Source organism: Aminivibrio sp. (assembly GCF_016756745.1).
GTDB lineage: Bacteria > Synergistota > Synergistia > Synergistales > Aminobacteriaceae > Aminivibrio.
In genome coordinates this window covers 1-16,023 of sequence record NZ_JAESIH010000031.1, presented here as the reverse complement: position 1 = coordinate 16,023, position 16,023 = coordinate 1, and the positions used below count along the sequence as shown (strand labels likewise).

At 61.4% G+C, this 16,023-nt stretch carries 16 protein-coding genes; 12 read left to right on the top strand and 4 right to left on the bottom strand.

The genetic code is table 11. The features are described 5' to 3' along the window. Nucleotides 1–40: 40 nt before the first annotated feature. Nucleotides 41–2,119 (bottom strand): glutamine synthetase III, encoded by a 2,079-nt coding sequence (locus tag JMJ95_RS03410; protein ID WP_290682711.1) that lies wholly within the window; start codon nt 2,117–2,119, stop codon nt 41–43. Nucleotides 2,120–3,067: 948 nt separating this feature from the next. Here JMJ95_RS03410 and queD point away from each other — a divergent pair. The 11 genes from queD to JMJ95_RS03355 all read left to right on the top strand — a co-directional run bounded on the left by queD (nt 3,068) and on the right by JMJ95_RS03355 (nt 12,649). Next, nucleotides 3,068–3,439 (top strand): 6-carboxytetrahydropterin synthase QueD, encoded by a 372-nt coding sequence (gene queD, locus JMJ95_RS03405; protein ID WP_290682658.1) that lies wholly within the window; start codon nt 3,068–3,070, stop codon nt 3,437–3,439. Next, on the top strand, nt 3,432–4,235 hold the full coding sequence (gene folE2 / locus JMJ95_RS03400; RefSeq protein ID WP_290682656.1) for a GTP cyclohydrolase FolE2: 804 nt from the start codon (nt 3,432–3,434) through the stop codon (nt 4,233–4,235). The genes queD and folE2 overlap by 8 nt, the downstream gene beginning before the upstream one ends. Then, on the top strand, nt 4,232–5,203 hold the full coding sequence (locus JMJ95_RS03395) for an NAD(P)-dependent oxidoreductase (protein ID WP_290682654.1): 972 nt from the start codon (nt 4,232–4,234) through the stop codon (nt 5,201–5,203). Before folE2 ends, JMJ95_RS03395 begins: the two co-directional genes overlap by 4 nt. Further along, nucleotides 5,200–6,129 (top strand): hypothetical protein, encoded by a 930-nt coding sequence (locus tag JMJ95_RS03390; RefSeq protein WP_290682652.1) that lies wholly within the window; start codon nt 5,200–5,202, stop codon nt 6,127–6,129. Before JMJ95_RS03395 ends, JMJ95_RS03390 begins: the two co-directional genes overlap by 4 nt. Further along, entirely contained in the window at nt 6,123–6,818 is a 696-nt protein-coding gene (locus tag JMJ95_RS03385) for a YggS family pyridoxal phosphate-dependent enzyme (RefSeq protein WP_290682650.1), read from the top strand. The genes JMJ95_RS03390 and JMJ95_RS03385 overlap by 7 nt, the downstream gene beginning before the upstream one ends. Nucleotides 6,819–6,835: 17 nt before the next feature. After that, nucleotides 6,836–7,222: a cell division protein SepF gene (gene sepF, locus JMJ95_RS03380; RefSeq protein ID WP_290682648.1), complete on the top strand. Its 387-nt coding sequence runs from the start codon at nt 6,836–6,838 to the stop codon at nt 7,220–7,222. After that, complete coding sequence (locus JMJ95_RS03375; RefSeq protein WP_290682646.1) at nt 7,215–7,697, top strand: DivIVA domain-containing protein; 483 nt, start codon at nt 7,215–7,217, stop codon at nt 7,695–7,697. The genes sepF and JMJ95_RS03375 overlap by 8 nt, the downstream gene beginning before the upstream one ends. Next, nucleotides 7,694–9,772 carry an ATP-dependent DNA helicase RecG gene (recG, locus tag JMJ95_RS03370; RefSeq protein WP_290682644.1) on the top strand — a complete coding sequence of 693 codons (2,079 nt, stop codon included), beginning with the start codon at nt 7,694–7,696 and terminating at the stop codon, nt 9,770–9,772. The genes JMJ95_RS03375 and recG overlap by 4 nt, the downstream gene beginning before the upstream one ends. After that, a complete protein-coding gene (locus tag JMJ95_RS03365) occupies nt 9,756–10,226 on the top strand; it encodes a regulatory protein RecX (RefSeq protein WP_290682642.1) in 471 nt (156 codons plus the stop codon). Before recG ends, JMJ95_RS03365 begins: the two co-directional genes overlap by 17 nt. Before the next feature lie 94 nt (nt 10,227–10,320). Then, nucleotides 10,321–11,862: a ribonuclease Y gene (gene rny / locus JMJ95_RS03360; RefSeq protein ID WP_290682640.1), complete on the top strand. Its 1,542-nt coding sequence runs from the start codon at nt 10,321–10,323 to the stop codon at nt 11,860–11,862. 7 nt (nt 11,863–11,869) lie between these two features. Then, on the top strand, nt 11,870–12,649 hold the full coding sequence (locus tag JMJ95_RS03355) for a TIGR00282 family metallophosphoesterase (protein ID WP_290682638.1): 780 nt from the start codon (nt 11,870–11,872) through the stop codon (nt 12,647–12,649). Nucleotides 12,650–12,690: 41 nt separating this feature from the next. Here the strand turns inward: JMJ95_RS03355 and hypE are convergent, their stop codons facing one another. The 3 genes from hypE to JMJ95_RS03340 are packed head-to-tail and all read right to left on the bottom strand — an operon-like array spanning nt 12,691 to nt 14,982. Next, nucleotides 12,691–13,689: a hydrogenase expression/formation protein HypE gene (gene hypE / locus JMJ95_RS03350; RefSeq protein ID WP_290682636.1), complete on the bottom strand. Its 999-nt coding sequence runs from the start codon at nt 13,687–13,689 to the stop codon at nt 12,691–12,693. Next, nucleotides 13,686–14,753 carry a hydrogenase formation protein HypD gene (gene hypD / locus JMJ95_RS03345; protein ID WP_290682634.1) on the bottom strand — a complete coding sequence of 356 codons (1,068 nt, stop codon included), beginning with the start codon at nt 14,751–14,753 and terminating at the stop codon, nt 13,686–13,688. The genes hypE and hypD overlap by 4 nt, the downstream gene beginning before the upstream one ends. Next, nucleotides 14,743–14,982, bottom strand: coding sequence for a HypC/HybG/HupF family hydrogenase formation chaperone (locus JMJ95_RS03340; RefSeq protein WP_290682632.1), 240 nt, complete (start codon nt 14,980–14,982; stop codon nt 14,743–14,745). Before JMJ95_RS03340 ends, hypD begins: the two co-directional genes overlap by 11 nt. A gap of 235 nt (nt 14,983–15,217) precedes the next feature. Between JMJ95_RS03340 and JMJ95_RS03335 the strand changes: the two genes are divergently transcribed. Further along, the coding region (locus JMJ95_RS03335; protein WP_290682630.1) for a sodium-dependent transporter at nt 15,218–16,023 on the top strand (806 nt) is incomplete at its 3' end.

Sequence of the window (16,023 nt, the reverse complement as noted above, 5' to 3'; positions counted from 1 at the left end):
AGAACGCGGGGCCGAAGCCCCGCGTTCTTTCCTGGCCGGTTCAGGAAAGGGAGAGCAGTTTCGTGTAGGTGGGGTAGGGCCAGATGTCCCCCGCCACGAGGGATTCGGCGGTGTCGCATATCTCTCGGATATGGGCGCAGAGAGGAAGTACTTCCCCGGTGATGGTGGCCGCCTGCTCCTCCATGTCCAGGGCGTGCATCCTCTCCTTGAGGGCGTCAAGTTTCTCCGAGGCGGAAATGAGGGCCGTCTTCAGGGAACCCAGCCTGCCGATGCATGCACTCCAGGAGCAGGCTTCCTTCCTGGTGTCTTCCGGCAGGGCCGACAGGGCGGAGCTTTCCAGAATGATCTGCTTCGACAGGGCTGGAAGGATCCCCTCCCAGATCATGGTGCGGAGAACGCCCGTCTCGATCTCCACCGTCTTGATGAACTGCTCGAGCCGGATCTCGTAGTAGGCGATAACTTCACGGTCGGTCATGATGTGGAGCTTCGAGAGAAGCTCCCTGTTCTCCGGCAGGAGGAAGAGGGCCAGCGCCTCGGGGGTGGAGTTTACTATGGTGAGTCCCCGCTTCTTCGCCTCTTCCTGCCACTGAGGGCTGTAGGCGTTCCCCTCGAAGCGGAAAGCCCTGCTCTCGGCGGCGGCATGCTTGATGGACTCGAGGGCCGCATCCAGGGCATCAACCTCGCCCACCCTGCTTTCTATCATGTCGCACACCGCTTCCAGGCCCCAGGCCCATGCCGCAAGAATCATGGTCAGGGGTCCGGCGATGGACTGGGAGGCGCCGGGGGCCCGGAACTCGAACTTGTTGCCCGTGAATGCAAGAGGAGATGTGCGGTTCCGGTCCGAGTTGTCCGCCATGACGGAGGGGAGTTTGTTCATGCCGAGGTCGATAAGGGCCTGGGCCGGCATTTCGTCGGGAAGTCCCTTCTCCACGGCCTCAAGAATGCCGGTCAGGGTGGAGCCGAGGTAGGCGCTCATGATGGCGGGAGGCGCCTCGTTGCCGCCGAGCCTGTGCATGTTCCCCGGGGAGGCGATGGCGGCCCTGAGCAGGCTGTGGAACCTGGAGACGCCGAGGAGCAGGGCGCTCAGAAACGTCAGGAACTGGATGTTCTTCCGGTGGTTCGACGACGGCTTCAGGAGGTTTCGGCCCTCGCTGTCCATAATGGAGAAATTCACGTGTTTCCCGCTGCCGTTGAGCCCGGCGAAGGGCTTCTCGTGGAGCAGGAGGTGGAAGTCGTGGCGCCTGGCCATTTTCCGCATCACGTCCATGATCTGCTGGTTCTGGTCGCAGGCCAGGTTTGCGTCGGCGAACTGGGGGGCGAACTCGAACTGGCAGGGAGCCACCTCGTTGTGCCTGGTGGTGATAACCACACCCAGCCGGTACAGGTCGCGCTCCACGTCTTCCATGAAAGAGAGGACCCTGGGAGGAATGGAGCCGAAGTAGTGGTCTTCCATCTGTTGTCCCTTGGGGGGCGGGCAGCCCAGGATCGTCCTGCCGCAGTACCGAATGTCAAGCCTGTTCTTCGCCACGGCACTGTCCACGAGGAAATACTCCTGTTCTGCTCCGACGGTCACGTGGGCCCACTTGATGCCCCTGTTGCCGAAGAGCTTGAGAAGACGCATGGAGCGGGTCTCCACGGCATCCACCGCTTTGAGGAGGGGCGTCTTGAGGTCGAGGGGCGTGCCGTCGTAGGAGATGAACACAGAGGGAATGCAGAGCGTGCCCCCCTTTTTGCTCATCATGATGAAGGCCGGGCTCGAGGGGTCCCATGCGCTGTAGCCCCTGGCCTCGAAAGTGGACCTGATGCCCCCCGAGGGGAGGGAGGATGCGTCGGGTTCGCTCTGGATAAGTTCCTTTCCCTTGAAGGACTCGATGGGCATCCCGCTTTCATCCTTGGACATGAAGGACATGTGCTTTTCGGCGGTCATCTCCGTACGGGGATGAAACCAGTGGGTCCAGTGGGTGGCACCTTTCGAGAGGGCCCATTCCTTCATGGCCGCCGCCACCATGTCCGCCATGGCCGAGTCGAGCTTCTGGCCCCCTTCGATGGAGGCCATGAGTGCCTCGAAAATATGCTGGGGAAGTCTTTCTTTCATTGCCCGCCTGTCGAAAACGTACATCCCGAAAATATCCCGTGCCTTGTCGAATTCCACTTCGGTTCAACTCCTTCCGGCTGATTCCGTGAAATAAAAACGATGCCACTTTATAACACTCTCCCCGGATATTAGTCAAGAGAAAACCCAAAATGTACTGCATAAAAAACAAGAAAAGCCGTTTTTCGTATTTCATTATCCAATATAAGCGGTTTTTTGGGGAGAAAGAGCTTCATAAAAAGAAGCGGGCTCCAGCATTCGCAAAAAAAGGTCCCTGTGCCTTTGCGGAAGGCCCCAGAAAGCGGCGGAGAGGCGAAAGCCCCTGAATCCGCACCTCCGCGGGAAGCGTCACCGGAACTCGCTTGGGCGGGGGGTGCAGATTGTCGTCCGTGACAACTGCCCAAGCGAGTCCCGCCGCTCCCTGCGTTCGCCGGTTGCCTGCTTGTGAAACCGACATCCGTGTCGGTTTCTCTCCCCTGGGCGCTGCCTTCAGTGGGTTATCTCTTTGCTTCCGGCGGGGGCGAATTCACCTTATGCCCGGCGACATTCCCTCTGCCTGAAAAATTAGCGGATTCAGGAAGCCGTTCCTCTCTTTCCGGGAAATGGTGTAAAATCAATCATGGAATACTATCCTGAATCCGCACCCCGGCGGGAGCGTCACGGGACCGCTTGGGCCGGGGGTGCAGATTGTCGTTCGTGACAACTGCCCCACCAAGGTTCCTGCATTCGCCGGCTGCCTGCCTGTGAAACCGAAATCCGTATGGTTTCTGTCGTCCGGGGCGCCCTCCCCCAGGGGATTCATCAGCAAAGAGTGCGGATCGAGCCCGCTTCGCCCTTGGGGAGGGCGAATTCACCGTATGGCCGGCGGCGACACTCCCTCTGCCTGAAAGACCTGCGGATTCAGGACTGTGTGCCCCTATACTGCGGCCCCGGCCGGGACCGGCGCCCATTTTTCTCGAAAGGCGGGGATTTTCCATGCTGCTTCGGAAAGAATTTACCTTCGACGCCGCCCACAACCTGGTGGAATACCACGGAAAATGCGAGCGGCTTCATGGACATACATACAGGCTGGCAGTGGTCCTGAAGGGGGCGCCCGACCGGGAGGGGATGATCGCGGATTTCTGCGATGTCTCCTCTCTGGTGAAGGAACGGGTCATCTCCAGGCTTGACCATGCCTACCTGAACGATATTCTCCCCCAGCCCACGGCGGAGTATATCGCCCGGTGGGTCTGGGAACAGGTGGCGGAACCACTCCGCCGCCCGAACTGCCGGCTCTGGGCCGTGGAAGTCTGGGAGACCGCCACGAGCTGCGCGGTGCTCACCGCCGAGGACATGGACCATGCGTGACGTACAGAGCGAACGGGACTCCCGGCGCATTCCCATCGACAGGGTGGGGGTCAGCGGCGTGTCCTACCCCATCGTTGTCATGGACCAGAAAGAGAATATACAGCACACGGTGGCTTCCGTGTCTATGTCCGTCTCCCTGCCCCACGAATACCGGGGTACCCACATGAGCCGGTTCATCGAGGTGCTCCACGAATTCCAGGGGAAGGTCACCCTGTCCCACATGGAACAGATCGCCGAAGACCTCCGGACGGTCTTATCCGCCGAATGCGCGGAGATCGTCTTCTCTTTCCCCTATTTCATTTCGAGAAATGCCCCCGTTTCCGAACTGAGCAGCTTCACCAGGTACGACGTCTCCTTCACCGCCGTCAAAGGAGAGGACTTCTTCGACCTGGTGACCTCCGTCACCGTGCCGGTCCAGACTCTCTGCCCGTGCTCCCGGGAAATCTCCGAGGCCGGGGCGCATAACCAGAGGGCTTTTGTGACCATCTCCGTTCGTATGAACGGGCTCGTGTGGATCGAGGAACTGGTCGCCATCGCCGAGAAAAATGCCTCCGCCCCGGTGTATACTCTGCTGAAACGGGAGGATGAGAAGTTCGTCACCGAACAGGCCTACAACACCCCCCGGTTCGTGGAGGACGTTCTGCGGGACGTGGCGGTGGATCTTGAGGCCGAGGACAGGATTACCTGGTACAGCATCCGTGTCGTCAGCAACGAAAGCATACACAATCACGACGCCTTCGCGTCCTTGGAAAGGGACAAAGAAGGGAAGGGAAAGAACCGGGAGGAAAAGAAATGAAGGTTGTGTTTTGGGGAAAAGAATTCTTCCGTCTGAAGGAATCCCTCGACAGAGCCTTCGCCGGCCATGACATCCTCATCGCCGACACGGCGGATGGTGCGGAGGCCCTGGCGGAGGCGGAAATGCTTGTCGTAAGGCCTGTGACGGTGGACGAGGCCCTGCTCTCCCGGGCCCCGGCGCTGAAGCTTGTTCAGCAGTGGGGCGCGGGGGCCGAGGGGATCGACCTTGAAGCCTGTTCCCGCAGGGGAGTTTACGCCTGCAACGTTCCCTCCGTCGGAACGGGAAACGCCGAAGGGGTCGCCGAGGTGGCCTTTCTCCACATGCTGATCCTGGCCAAACGATTTTTCCGCGCCAGGGAGAAGCTTCTGCAGGGAAAGGTCTACACGCCTCCGGGCATCGCCCTGTGGGGGAAGAAGGCCTGCGTCATCGGTCTCGGCAACGTGGGGCGCTCCATCACGGTGAGGATGAAGGCCTTCGGCATGAAGGTGACCGGGGTCAACCGGACCCTTCCGGCGGACAGCGCCCGCTGGGGGATCGACGCCTTCGTTCCCCTGACCGATGCCGAAAATGCGGTGAAGGGGGCAAAATTCGTCGTGGCGGCCCTTGCCCTCACCCCCGAGACCGAGAACATCGTCGACGAGCCCCTTTTCCGGGCCATGGACAGGGACGCCTTCTTCATCAACGTGGCAAGGGGAGGCATCGTGAGCCGACGGGCCCTGGAGCGGGCCCTGGAGGAAGAATGGATCGCCGGTGCGGGGCTTGATGTCCTCTGGGAGGAACCCCACCGGACGGACGATCCCTTCCTCTCTCACCCGAAGGTGGTGGTGACCCCCCACATCGGGGGCGTGAACGACGCCTCCCAGGAGGGGGTCCTCCGGTTCATCGCGGGGAATGCGTCCCGTATCGCCGAGGGCAGGCAGCCCCTGTCATGTCTCAACGAAAGCGGGATGGGGCGGGAGAAGTCTTGAAAGAAGCCTTGTCCGGCCTGTTCCGGAGGTTCCTGTATTTTTTCCTGATCCTTGTCATCGCCGTCGGTGTGGTGTACATCTATGTCCTGTGGTGGGAGCGACGGGAGTCCCTGAACCCGGAGGTGGTGTCCGCCGTCCCCTGCACCCATGCCGACAGGATCCCCGCCCGGGGCGTACTCATCTGGCGGGAGGAAATGGTCCCTACCCGGTGGAGCGGCACGGTGACCTTTCCTTTTCCCGGCCCGAGACGGGTGGCGAAGGGGGAGACCCTCGCGGTGGTCAGCTCGTCCTCCGGGAAGATGGCGGTCAAGGCCGAGAAAACGGGCTATTTCGTCCCAGGCCTCGACGGCGCCGAGGGAGAGTGGACCTACGCCGCCTTCTGGAACGGCATGGAGCCCCTGCCTTCCACACCGCCGGTGCAGTTTTTCGGCGCCGGGGACTTCGTGGAGAAAGGCCGGCCGGTGGGTAAACTCATACCCCAGCCCCAGGACCTGCGGTGCATCCTGTATGCGGACGTGACACCGTCCCTGGAGCGGGACATCAGGGCAGGATTCGTCCGGGTGAAGACGAAGGAAACAGGGTGGCCGGAGAAGGCGGAAGTCCGGGTCGCCCGGTTTTTTGATTCAAAAGTGAAGCTTTACCTGACGCTTCCCTTTTTCCCCGCCTCCGTGGCGGCTTCCAGGGAGATCAGCCTTCTCCTCGAGACGAGAGAGAGAAGCGGGGTCTCCGTACCCGAGTCTGCCGTGCGTTTCAGGAAGGGGCAGCTCGGCGTGTTCCTGGTGGACGGCAACATTGTTCATTTTCAGCCCGTCCGGGGTATTCCGGTGGAGGGCGGCAGATTTTTCATAACAGAGGGGCTGAGGCCGGGTCACATCGTGGTGCTCCATGCCCAGAACGGAAAGGAAGGGAAAATCCGTTTATGGTGACGTCTATTCGGGAGAACCTTGAGATTGTCCGGGAGGGGATTCGAAAAGCCGCTGCCCTGTGCGGCCGGCGGGAGGAGGAGATTCTTCTCGTCGCCGTGACGAAGACCCGTCCGGTGGAGGATGTAGTCGAAGCGGTGCGCTGCGGCGTGACGTCCGTCGGCGAGAACAGGGTTCAGGAACTCCTGGAGAAGCGGGCCCTCTGGCCCGGGGGGAAAGAACCGGAGTGGCGGCTCATCGGCCACCTCCAGCGGAACAAGGCCCGGAAAGCTCTTTCGGCTGCCTCAACTGTGGACTCGGTGGACTCGCCGGAGCTTGCCGCCGTCCTTTCAAGGATTGCCGCAGAGGAGGGCAGAACCCTTCCCGTGCTTCTCGAGGTGAACACGTCCGGTGAAGCCTCCAAGCACGGGGTTGCGCCTGAGAAGGCGGAAGCCCTGCTTCACGGCATTCTCGAGACCTGCCCCGCCCTTCGCCCGGAAGGCTTCATGACCATTGGACCCCTCACGGGGGGAGAGAAGGAAGTACGGAAGGCCTTCGCCCTTCTGCGGACCATCTGCGAGTCGGCCCGTGAAAGTACGGGGCTGGCTCTGCCGGAACTTTCCATGGGGATGAGCGGCGATTTTTACTGGGCGGTACAGGAAGGAAGCACCATGGTGCGTATCGGTTCGTCCATTTTCGGTGCGCGCCGGTGAAGAACGGGGGTGGAGGAATGCTTGAACGGCTGATGGCGCTCCTGGGACTGGTGGACCCGGGTGGAGATTATGAAGACGACTGGAACGACGATCCGCGCCCGGACCTGGAGGAACGGGAGGAGCGGGTGATTCGCCCCGCTGCGGGAGAGGCTGACCTTATCATCCTCCGGGGCTCTTCCGGCCCCGACAAAAAAGAAGAGCTCGCGGAGGCCCTCAGAAAGGGTAAAATGCTTCTCGTGGACCTGCGGGGGATGGAGCGGGAATCCGGCCAGAGCCTGCTTGACTTTCTCTGCGGGGTCGCCTTCGCCAACAGGGGTACGGTGCTCAGGGTTGCGGGAGGCATTTTTCTGGCCGCACCGAGAAAAACCATGATAGAGGAATGGGAGGACGAAAACGGTGCCTGATCTTTTGACCGCCCGGGACATCGAAAACAAGTATTTTTCCAGGGCAATGCGGGGTTATGCGGTCAGCGAGGTGGACGAATTTCTCGACCGGGTGGCGGAGGATATCCAGGAATACTCCCTTCGGTGCGCGGAGCTCGAACGCCGCATCGACCGGCTGGAGGAACAGATCAAGGAGTACGAAAACCTCAAGGAGACCCTCCAGGGCACCCTTCTCATGGCCCAGAAAAGCGCCGAGGCCAAAGAGGAGGCGGCGAGCAGGCAGGCGGAGACCCTGCTCAACGAGGCGCGGCTGAAGGCCGAGCAGATCGTTCTTGACGCCTCGGCGGCGAAGGACAGGGAACGGCGGGAGCTCCAGCGCCTCCGGCAGATGAAGCAGGAGTTCAAGGCGGAGTTCAGGGCCCTTCTCTCACGATTCGCCTCCCTTTCCGACGGCGAGGAAGAATCCTTTGCCGAGGAGGAAGAGTCCTCCCGGTGAATGCTCCCGTCCGCAGTCTCTCCGACCCCGTCCGGTTCGTGAAGGGAGTGGGTCCCGCCCGGGAAGCGATGCTTGCCCGGCTCGGAATCCGCTCCGCCGGGGATCTCCTCTTCCTCTTTCCGGCACGGTACGAGGACAGGCGGAACCTCGCCCCCCTTTCATCGCTCCGGGGCGGCGAGACCGTGTCGGTGGCAGCCCGGGTGGCGGCCTTCGAGCGGCGGAAAACTGCCAGGAAAGGGCTTTCCGTTGTCACGGCCCTCATCTCCGACGGCCGGACCATGGCCAAAGCCGTGTGGTTCAACCGGGTGGGCCTTGAAAAAATCCTCCTTCCGGGAGTCCGGGTTCTCTTCTACGGCCGGGTCGACGTAAGGGGAGGATCGGTTCAGCTCACGAATCCCGACTTCGAGATCCTGGACGAGGACGGAGACGAAGAAAAATCCCTCGCCATCGTTCCGGTCTACCCGACCACGGCGGGACTTTCCCAGAAGGCCCTTCGGAGAATGACCCGCTCGGCCCTGGACGATTTCCTGCCCTCCCTCGAGGAATACCTTCCCGACGACCTTCGTTCCCGGCTCGGCATGCCCGGCGTGACCGAATCGGTCCGGCAGCTCCACTATCCCGAATCCCGGGAGAAGTGGAAGGCCGCCCGGAACCGCCTAGCCTTCGATGAATTCTTCCTGCTCCAGACGGGACTCGCCGTGCGCCGCAGCCTTGCCGGTGACACGTCCTCCCCGGCGCCCTCCCTTCCTCCCGGGAGACTTGTGGCGGAATGTCTCGGAAGCAGGCTCCCTTTTACCCTCACGGACGGGCAGAAAAAAGCGGTGGAGGACATCTTTGCCGACATGGCCCGGACGGTCCCCATGAACCGCCTGCTCCAGGGTGATGTGGGTTCGGGCAAGACGGTGGTGGCCCTTCTGGCCCTTCTGGCGGCCCTTGACGGAGGATACCAGGGCGCGTTTCTCGCCCCCACGGAAATACTCGCCCGGCAGCACTACCTCCGCCTCGCTCCCATGATCGAAGCCCTCGGCGGAAGGTGTGCCCTTCTCACAGGCTCCCTCCCGTCCAGGGAGAAAGCCGAAATCCAGGAAGGCCTCGAATCGGGGGAAATTTCCGTGGCCATCGGAACCCATGCTCTGCTCTCCGAAAAAACGGCCTTCGCAAGGATGGGCATCGCCATCGTGGACGAACAGCACAGGTTCGGCGTCCTCCAGAAACACACCTTCCGCTCCAAGGGCGGGAGCCCCCACGTCCTCGTCATGACGGCCACCCCGATTCCACGGACCCTCACCCTCACGGTCTACGGCGACCTTGCCGTCTCCGTCATCAGCGAGCTGCCCCCGGGAAGAAAACCTGTGGAGACCAGGGCGATCCCGCCGAAGAAGATTCCGGGCCTCCTCTCCTTTCTCGAGGAACGGATGAAAGCCGGAGAACGAGTCTACTGGATATGCCCCCTCATCGAGGAAAGCGAAACCCTCGACCTGACGGCGGCGGAGGCGAGATTCGCCGAGCTCCGGGAGCGGTTTCCCTCCCTGGGCACAGCTCTTCTCCACGGCCGCCTTCCAAACGGTGAGAAGGAAAAGGTCATGGACGACTTCCAGCGGGGGGACATTTCCCTTCTCGTATCAACCACCGTCGTGGAGGTGGGGGTTGACGTGCCGGAGGCCACCATCATGGTGGTGGAGGATGCCGTCCGGTTCGGCCTGTCTCAGCTCCACCAGCTTCGAGGAAGGGTGGGGCGGGGGACCGGCGAATCATGGTGCTTCCTCATATGCGCGCCCTCCGCACCGGAGGCGAGAGAACGGATCGAAGCGTTCTGCGCCACTTCCGACGGGTTTGCCGTCGCCGAGGCTGACCTTAGGCTCCGGGGGCCCGGCGAGGTGTGCGGTGTCCGCCAGTCGGGCGTCACGGACTTCCACGTGGCGGACCTGATCAAGGACAGGGACATTCTTGAAACCGCAAGAAAAGAGGCCTTCCGACTGGTGGAGAATGACCCCGGACTCCACTCGTGCCCGAAACTGAAGGACCGCCTGTATACCGTGCTGGGGAGGTCGCTGAACCTTGTGGAAACGGCGTGACGGAAACCTGCCGGAAGGAAAAAAAACGGGAGGTGCAGATCTCGAAGGGTATCTTCTGAACCTCCTCTCCAGGGGAGTTCTGCCGACGGCGAAGGTAAGAGAAAAGCTCGCCGCTGGGGGAGCGTCTCCGGAAGAAATCGACGACCTCGTGCTTCGCTTCAGTGAGGCAGGCTATCTGGACGATGCCGCTTACGCCGTCCTGTTCGCCGATTCCCACCAGGACTGGGGGCCTCTCCGCCTGAGGGACGAACTGAGGAGGAGAGGGGTAGACTCTTCCTACATCCGCGATGCTCTTTCGGACATCGACGAGGAGGCAAGAGCGAACGCCCTCGCGGAGGAGCTGGCTTCAAGAGGACTGGAGCCGGAAAAGATCGTCGGGCGCCTTCTTCGGCGCGGTTTTTCCTTCTCCGTCTGCAGAAAGGTTACCGAAAGGGCTTGTGAGGGTGAAGGCTGACCGTTAAAATAACATAAAGAGCGGAAAACGGGAGACGTCTGTTTTCCCCCTTGTCAGTACCTTGAAAATAAAATTGAGGAGTGATTACAGCACCATGAATTTTTTGACAGCAATGGTCGCAATTGTCGTGGGAATAGCCGCCGGAACAGGGGCGGGATTCCTTCTTTCCAAGACCCTCGGGGCCCGGAACCTTGAAAGCGCAAAGGCTCAGGCCAGGAATATCCTGAAAGAGGCCCAGGCGGCGGCGGAGCAGAGCAAGCGGGAAAAGCTCACCGAGGCCAAGGAAGAGATCTTCAGGCTCCGGCAGGAGATCGAGAAGGAAGGCAAGGAACGCCGCAACGAACTCCAGAGGGCCGAACGCCGGCTGGAACAGAAGGAGGAAAACCTTGACCGCAAGCTCGACCGGGTGGCCCACCGGGAGGAAGAGCTCAAGGGAAGGCAGGATGAGCTGGAAGCCCGCCTGCTCGAAGTCGAGGAGACGAAGCGGAAACAGGTGGAACGCCTCGAGGAAATCGCCGGGATGACCAGGGAAATTGCCCGGGATCTTCTTCTCAAGCAGACCGAGGAAGATGCCCAGCACATCCTTGGGCTCAGGCTCAAGGAGCTTGAGGAGAAGGCAAAACGGGAGGCCGAAAGAAAGGCCCGGGAAATCATCGTCACCGCCGTGCAGCGTTGCGCCGTGGAACACACTTCCGAGGCGGCGGTGAGCGTCGTCCATCTTCCCTCCGACGAAATGAAGGGAAGAATCATAGGCAGGGAAGGACGGAACATCCGGACCTTCGAGACCCTCGCGGGCGTTGACCTCATCGTGGACGACACACCGGAGGCGGTTACCCTCAGCAGTTTCGATCCCGTCCGCAGGGAAATCGCGAGACTCTCCCTCGAGCGTCTCGTGACCGACGGCAGGATTCACCCTGCCCGCATCGAGGAACTCATCGAAAAGGCAACCAAGGACGTGGAAGAACAGGTTGTGGAAGCAGGCGAGAGCGCCCTGCTCGAAACGGGAATCAAGAACATGCATTCCGAGCTCATCCATACTCTCGGACAGCTCAAGTTCAGGTTTAGTTACGGACAAAATGCGCTCCAGCACAGCCTCGAGGTCGCCTACATTTCTGGCATGATCGCCGCTGAGCTGGGGATTGACGAGGAAATCGCCCGCCGCGCCGGACTGCTGCACGATCTCGGCAAGGCGGTGGATCATCAGATTGAGGGGCCCCATGCCCTCATAGGGGCGGACCTCGCCAGACGGTACAACGAAACGCCCGAAATAGTGAACGCAATCGCCTCCCACCACGAAGACCAGGAGGCGAAGAGCATCTACGACGTCATTGTGGCGGCCGCGGACGCGGTCAGCGCGTCCCGCCCCGGGGCCCGCAGGGAAAGCCTCGATGCCTACGTCAAGCGCCTTGAAAAGCTCGAAGAGCTGGCCAAGAGCTTCAACGGCGTCAGCAAGGCCTATGCGATCCAGGCGGGCAGGGAGATCCGGGTAGTGGTATCCCCGAATATCTCCGACGACGGCGTGGTACACAAGATAGCCTTCGACATCGCCCGGAAGATCGAGGAGGAAATGAAGTATCCCGGCCAGATCAAGGTCACCGTCACACGGGAGACCCGGGCCACGGATTACGCGAAATAGGCGAAAAATGAAGATACTCTTCATCGGGGACATCATGGGAAGTCCCGGGCGCAAGGCTGTCGCCGCGGTACTTCCCCTCCTCCGGGAGCGGTGCGGCGGTTTCGACTTCGTTCTCGCCAACTGCGAGAACGCCGCCGCCGGGAAAGGAATCACCAGGAAAATCGCCGACGAACTCTTCGGCCTCGGGATCGACGGCATGACCTCGGGGAACCACATATGGGACAGACCGGAAGGGGTTGCCGTCCTGGAGGCGGAACCCCGGATCATCCGTCCGGCGAACTACCCGGACGAATGTCCGGGACAGGGAATGACGGTGCTGGAGAAAAACGGCAGGCGTCTCGCCATAGCCAATCTCCAGGGAAGGGTTTTCATGCCCCCCATCGACTGTCCCTTCCGGAAGGCGGACGTTCTTCTCACCGCTGCGGGAGAGGTTCCCTTTTTCCTCGATTTCCACGCGGAGGCCACATCGGAAAAGAAGGCGCTGGCCCATTACCTCGACGGCCGGGCCGCGGTGGTGATCGGAACCCATACCCATGTACAGACCGCCGACGAGGAAATACTTCCCGGCGGCACGGCCTGCATCACCGATGCCGGGATGACCGGAGGACACAGAAGTTCCATCGGAATGAAGATGGAGGGAGTGCTTCCCAAGTTTCTTACCGGCATGCCTTCCAGGTTCGAAGTCTCGGGAGAAGGGCTCGCCCTGAACGGGGTGACCGTCACCCTGGACGACGAGACGGGGCTGGCCGTGGACATTCTCAGAATCAACGAAAAACTTTCCCACTGACAAAAAGCTGCGAGGGAGGCATCCCCTGCAGCTTTTTTGTTTCAGCAGATCCTGGGAAGAATCTCCCCCCAGGGCATGTCCACCAGCCGTTCGCCCCCGATGGAGGTCTTCATGGAGACCATCCCCTTCGGCTCGGCGGAGGAGACACGACCGATGACGGCGGCGTCCGCGCAGAGAGGCGACTGCCTGAGGATCCGCAGGGCCTCTTCAGCGTCGGAAGGAGCCACCGCAAGGGCGGCGCATCCTTCGCACGCCATGTAGAGGGGGTCGAAGCCGAGAACATCGCACAGGGACTGAACCTGGAAGCTCACCGGAATGGAATTCTCGTCAAGGGAGAAATGGAGCCCCGTGGCCTCAGCCCACTCGCAGAGCACCGTTCCCAGGCCGCCCCTGGTGCAGTCCCTCATGCAGCGGAGCCCTTCGAGGTGCAGAAGGGGACTCAGGGCGGGCCACAGGGGAGCGCAGTCGCTCAGCAGACCCTCCACGGGAAGGTTGAACCGGGCGGACGCGATGGCCGCTCCGTGCCGTCCGACGGACGTGGTGACGAGAAGAGTGTCCCCCTCCAGGATGCCGGCCATGGAGAGCGTCCGGGGCGTCCTGATCTGCCCGAAGGCGCAGCCCGTGATGACCATTCCTTCCACCGCCCCGGAGGGGACCACCTTGGTGTCCCCGGCGGCGAGGGTCATGCCGAGGGTGGCGCAGGTCGAGGCGGCGCTCTCCATGCAGGAGGCGACCTCTTCCTGGGAAATCCCCTCCTCGAGGACGAGGCTGATGCCGAGAAAATCCGGGCTCGCGCCCCGGACGGCCAGATCGTTGGCGCAGCCGCAGACGCACAGGTGACCGATGTCGCCGCCCGGAAATCTGCGGGGCGACACGGTAAAGCCGTCCATCGTCATGGCGTAGCCTCCGGGAAGAAGGGCCGCATCCTCCATCTCCGGGCCGATGCCCCGTTTGCGGAAGGACTCGAGCAGGCGGGAGACGAGCTCCGCGCTCTGTCGCCCGCCGCTTCCGTGCCCCAGGGTGATTGTTGTGTCGTTCATGACTTGTCTCCTTTGAAATACCGGAAATAGGCACCGCAGGTCCCCTCGCCGGACACCATGCAGGGGCCGGCGGGTGACACGGGGGTGCATGCCGAGCGGAACAGGGGGCATTCCGGCGGGGTGATCTTTCCAGTCAGCACATCGCCGCAGCGGCAGCCTGCCGGCGGCGTTCCCGGCAGGAGAGTAATGCCGAACCGCTTTTCCGCGTCGAAGGATTCGTACGTCTTTCTCAGGGCCAGTCCGGAGTCCGGAATGGTGCCTATCCCCCTCCAGGTGGCGTCCCGGTGTTCGAAGACCTCTTCGAGCAGTCCGAGGGCCTTCGGGTTTCCTCCCTTTTTCACGGCTTTCCCATATACCGAGCGGAGGGCGGGAGTGCCCTGCTCGTGCTGTCTCACGATTTCCGCAAGGCCAAGAAGAATCTGCTCCGGCTCGAAACCCGCAATCACCCCGGGAAGTCCGTACTTTTCGGGCAGAAAACGGAAGGGATCGTGCCCAAGGATGACGCACACGTGGCCGGGCAGAAGAAATCCCGAGAGCCGCAGGTCCGGGTCGGCGGCAAGAAGCTCCACTGCCGGCGGGGTCCGCTTGTGAAACGAGAGCACCGAGAGATTGGAGGTGCCTCTCCGGGCCGCCTCCGCCACGAGGGCAGCCGTGGACGGGGCGGTGGTTTCGAAGCCGACGCCGAGGAAGACCACTTCCCGGGACCTGTACTCTTCGGCGAGGGTCAGTACTTCCATGGCGCTTGTGACCACCCTGGCGTCAAGTCCCCTGGACCGCTTCGACGCAAGAGAGCCTCCATCGCAGGGAACCTTGAACATGTCGCCGTAGGCGGCCACCACGGCCCCCCGGTCCAGAAGAGAGATGGCGGCTTCGATCTCCCCCTGGTCGGTGACGCACACCGGACATCCCGGCCCGGAAACCAGCCGAAGCGTTGGAGGAAGAACGGACCTGATCCCGGATCGGAAGACGGAAACCGTATGGGTTCCGCAGACTTCCATCACCGAAAGGGGTGTCCTGGAGAGCTTGCCCAGCAGCTCTGCGGCGGAAGGGGCGTCAATGGGCATAGGGTTCTCCCGCGAGGGCCCGCAGTTCGTCCCAGAGGTCCTTCAGTTCTTCCGAGTCCTCCGGGGAGAGCTTTTCTATGGCGAATCCGGCGTGAACGAGGACCGTATCGCCCGGAACGACATCATCCACGAGATCGGTGCGGATTTCTGTCCGGACGGCGCCTGCGGCGGCAAGGGCCCGGTTCTCTCCGAGAATTTTTTCGATGGTGTGGGGAACGGCAAGACACATGAGAACTCCTCCTTTTCCGTGTTATTGTACTCCAGAATGACCTGAGAATGAAGAAAATTTCCTTCCACGGATTGGAAAGATCGAAGGAGGGTGGTATAATATGCTCCAATTATTCTATATTAAGAAAATAAACGGAATAGTGAAAGGCGGGTGATGCCGGGGACAGAGCGGGATTGGAAAGTAGCGGCTTGTTCCGATATCTGATCACAGACAACGAAGGAGGGGTATGAGAAAAATGGCACAGGAAGCCCATAGGGAACATTGGGGAAGCAGAATCGGATTTATACTGGCGGCTGCCGGATCGGCGGTCGGACTCGGAAATATATGGCGTTTCCCGTACATAACCGGAAAGTATGGCGGAGCGGCATTCGTTCTTGTGTACCTCGCCATTATCTTCATCATCGGCTTCTCCGTCATGCTCGCCGAGATGGCCATAGGAAGGAAGGCCCAGCTCAACGCCGTCGGCTCCTTCGAGAAACTCAGGGGCGGCGCATGGGTCATCGTCGGCTGGATGGGAGTTACCGCCGGGTTTATGATCCTGTCTTTTTATGGTGTCATCGGCGGCTGGACCATCAAGTACTTCTTCCGGTCCTTCACCGGCCTGATGGGAGACGCCGCAGCGGGCAAGGCGGGCGACGTCTTCGGAGCCTTTGTCTCCAACACCCCTCAGGTGATCATCTACCAGGCGATTTTCATGCTCATCACCGTCTGGGTGGTCTACAAGGGCATCGGCGAAGGCATCGAGAAATACTGCAAGATCCTCATGCCGGCCCTTTTCGTCATTCTGCTCATCCTCATCGTCCGTTCCGTGACCCTCGAGGGTGCGGGCAAGGGGCTGGAGTTCTACCTCAAACCTGATTTTTCAAAGCTCACAGGCGAGTCCATCGCTGCCGCCCTCGGGCAGGCCTTTTTCTCCCTCTCCCTGGGAATGGGGTGCATGATCACCTACGGCAGCTACGTGGACAAACAGACCGCTCTTCCCGGAGCGGCGATCCAGGTCTGCGTCATCGATACCTTGGTGGCCATCCTTGCGGGACTCGC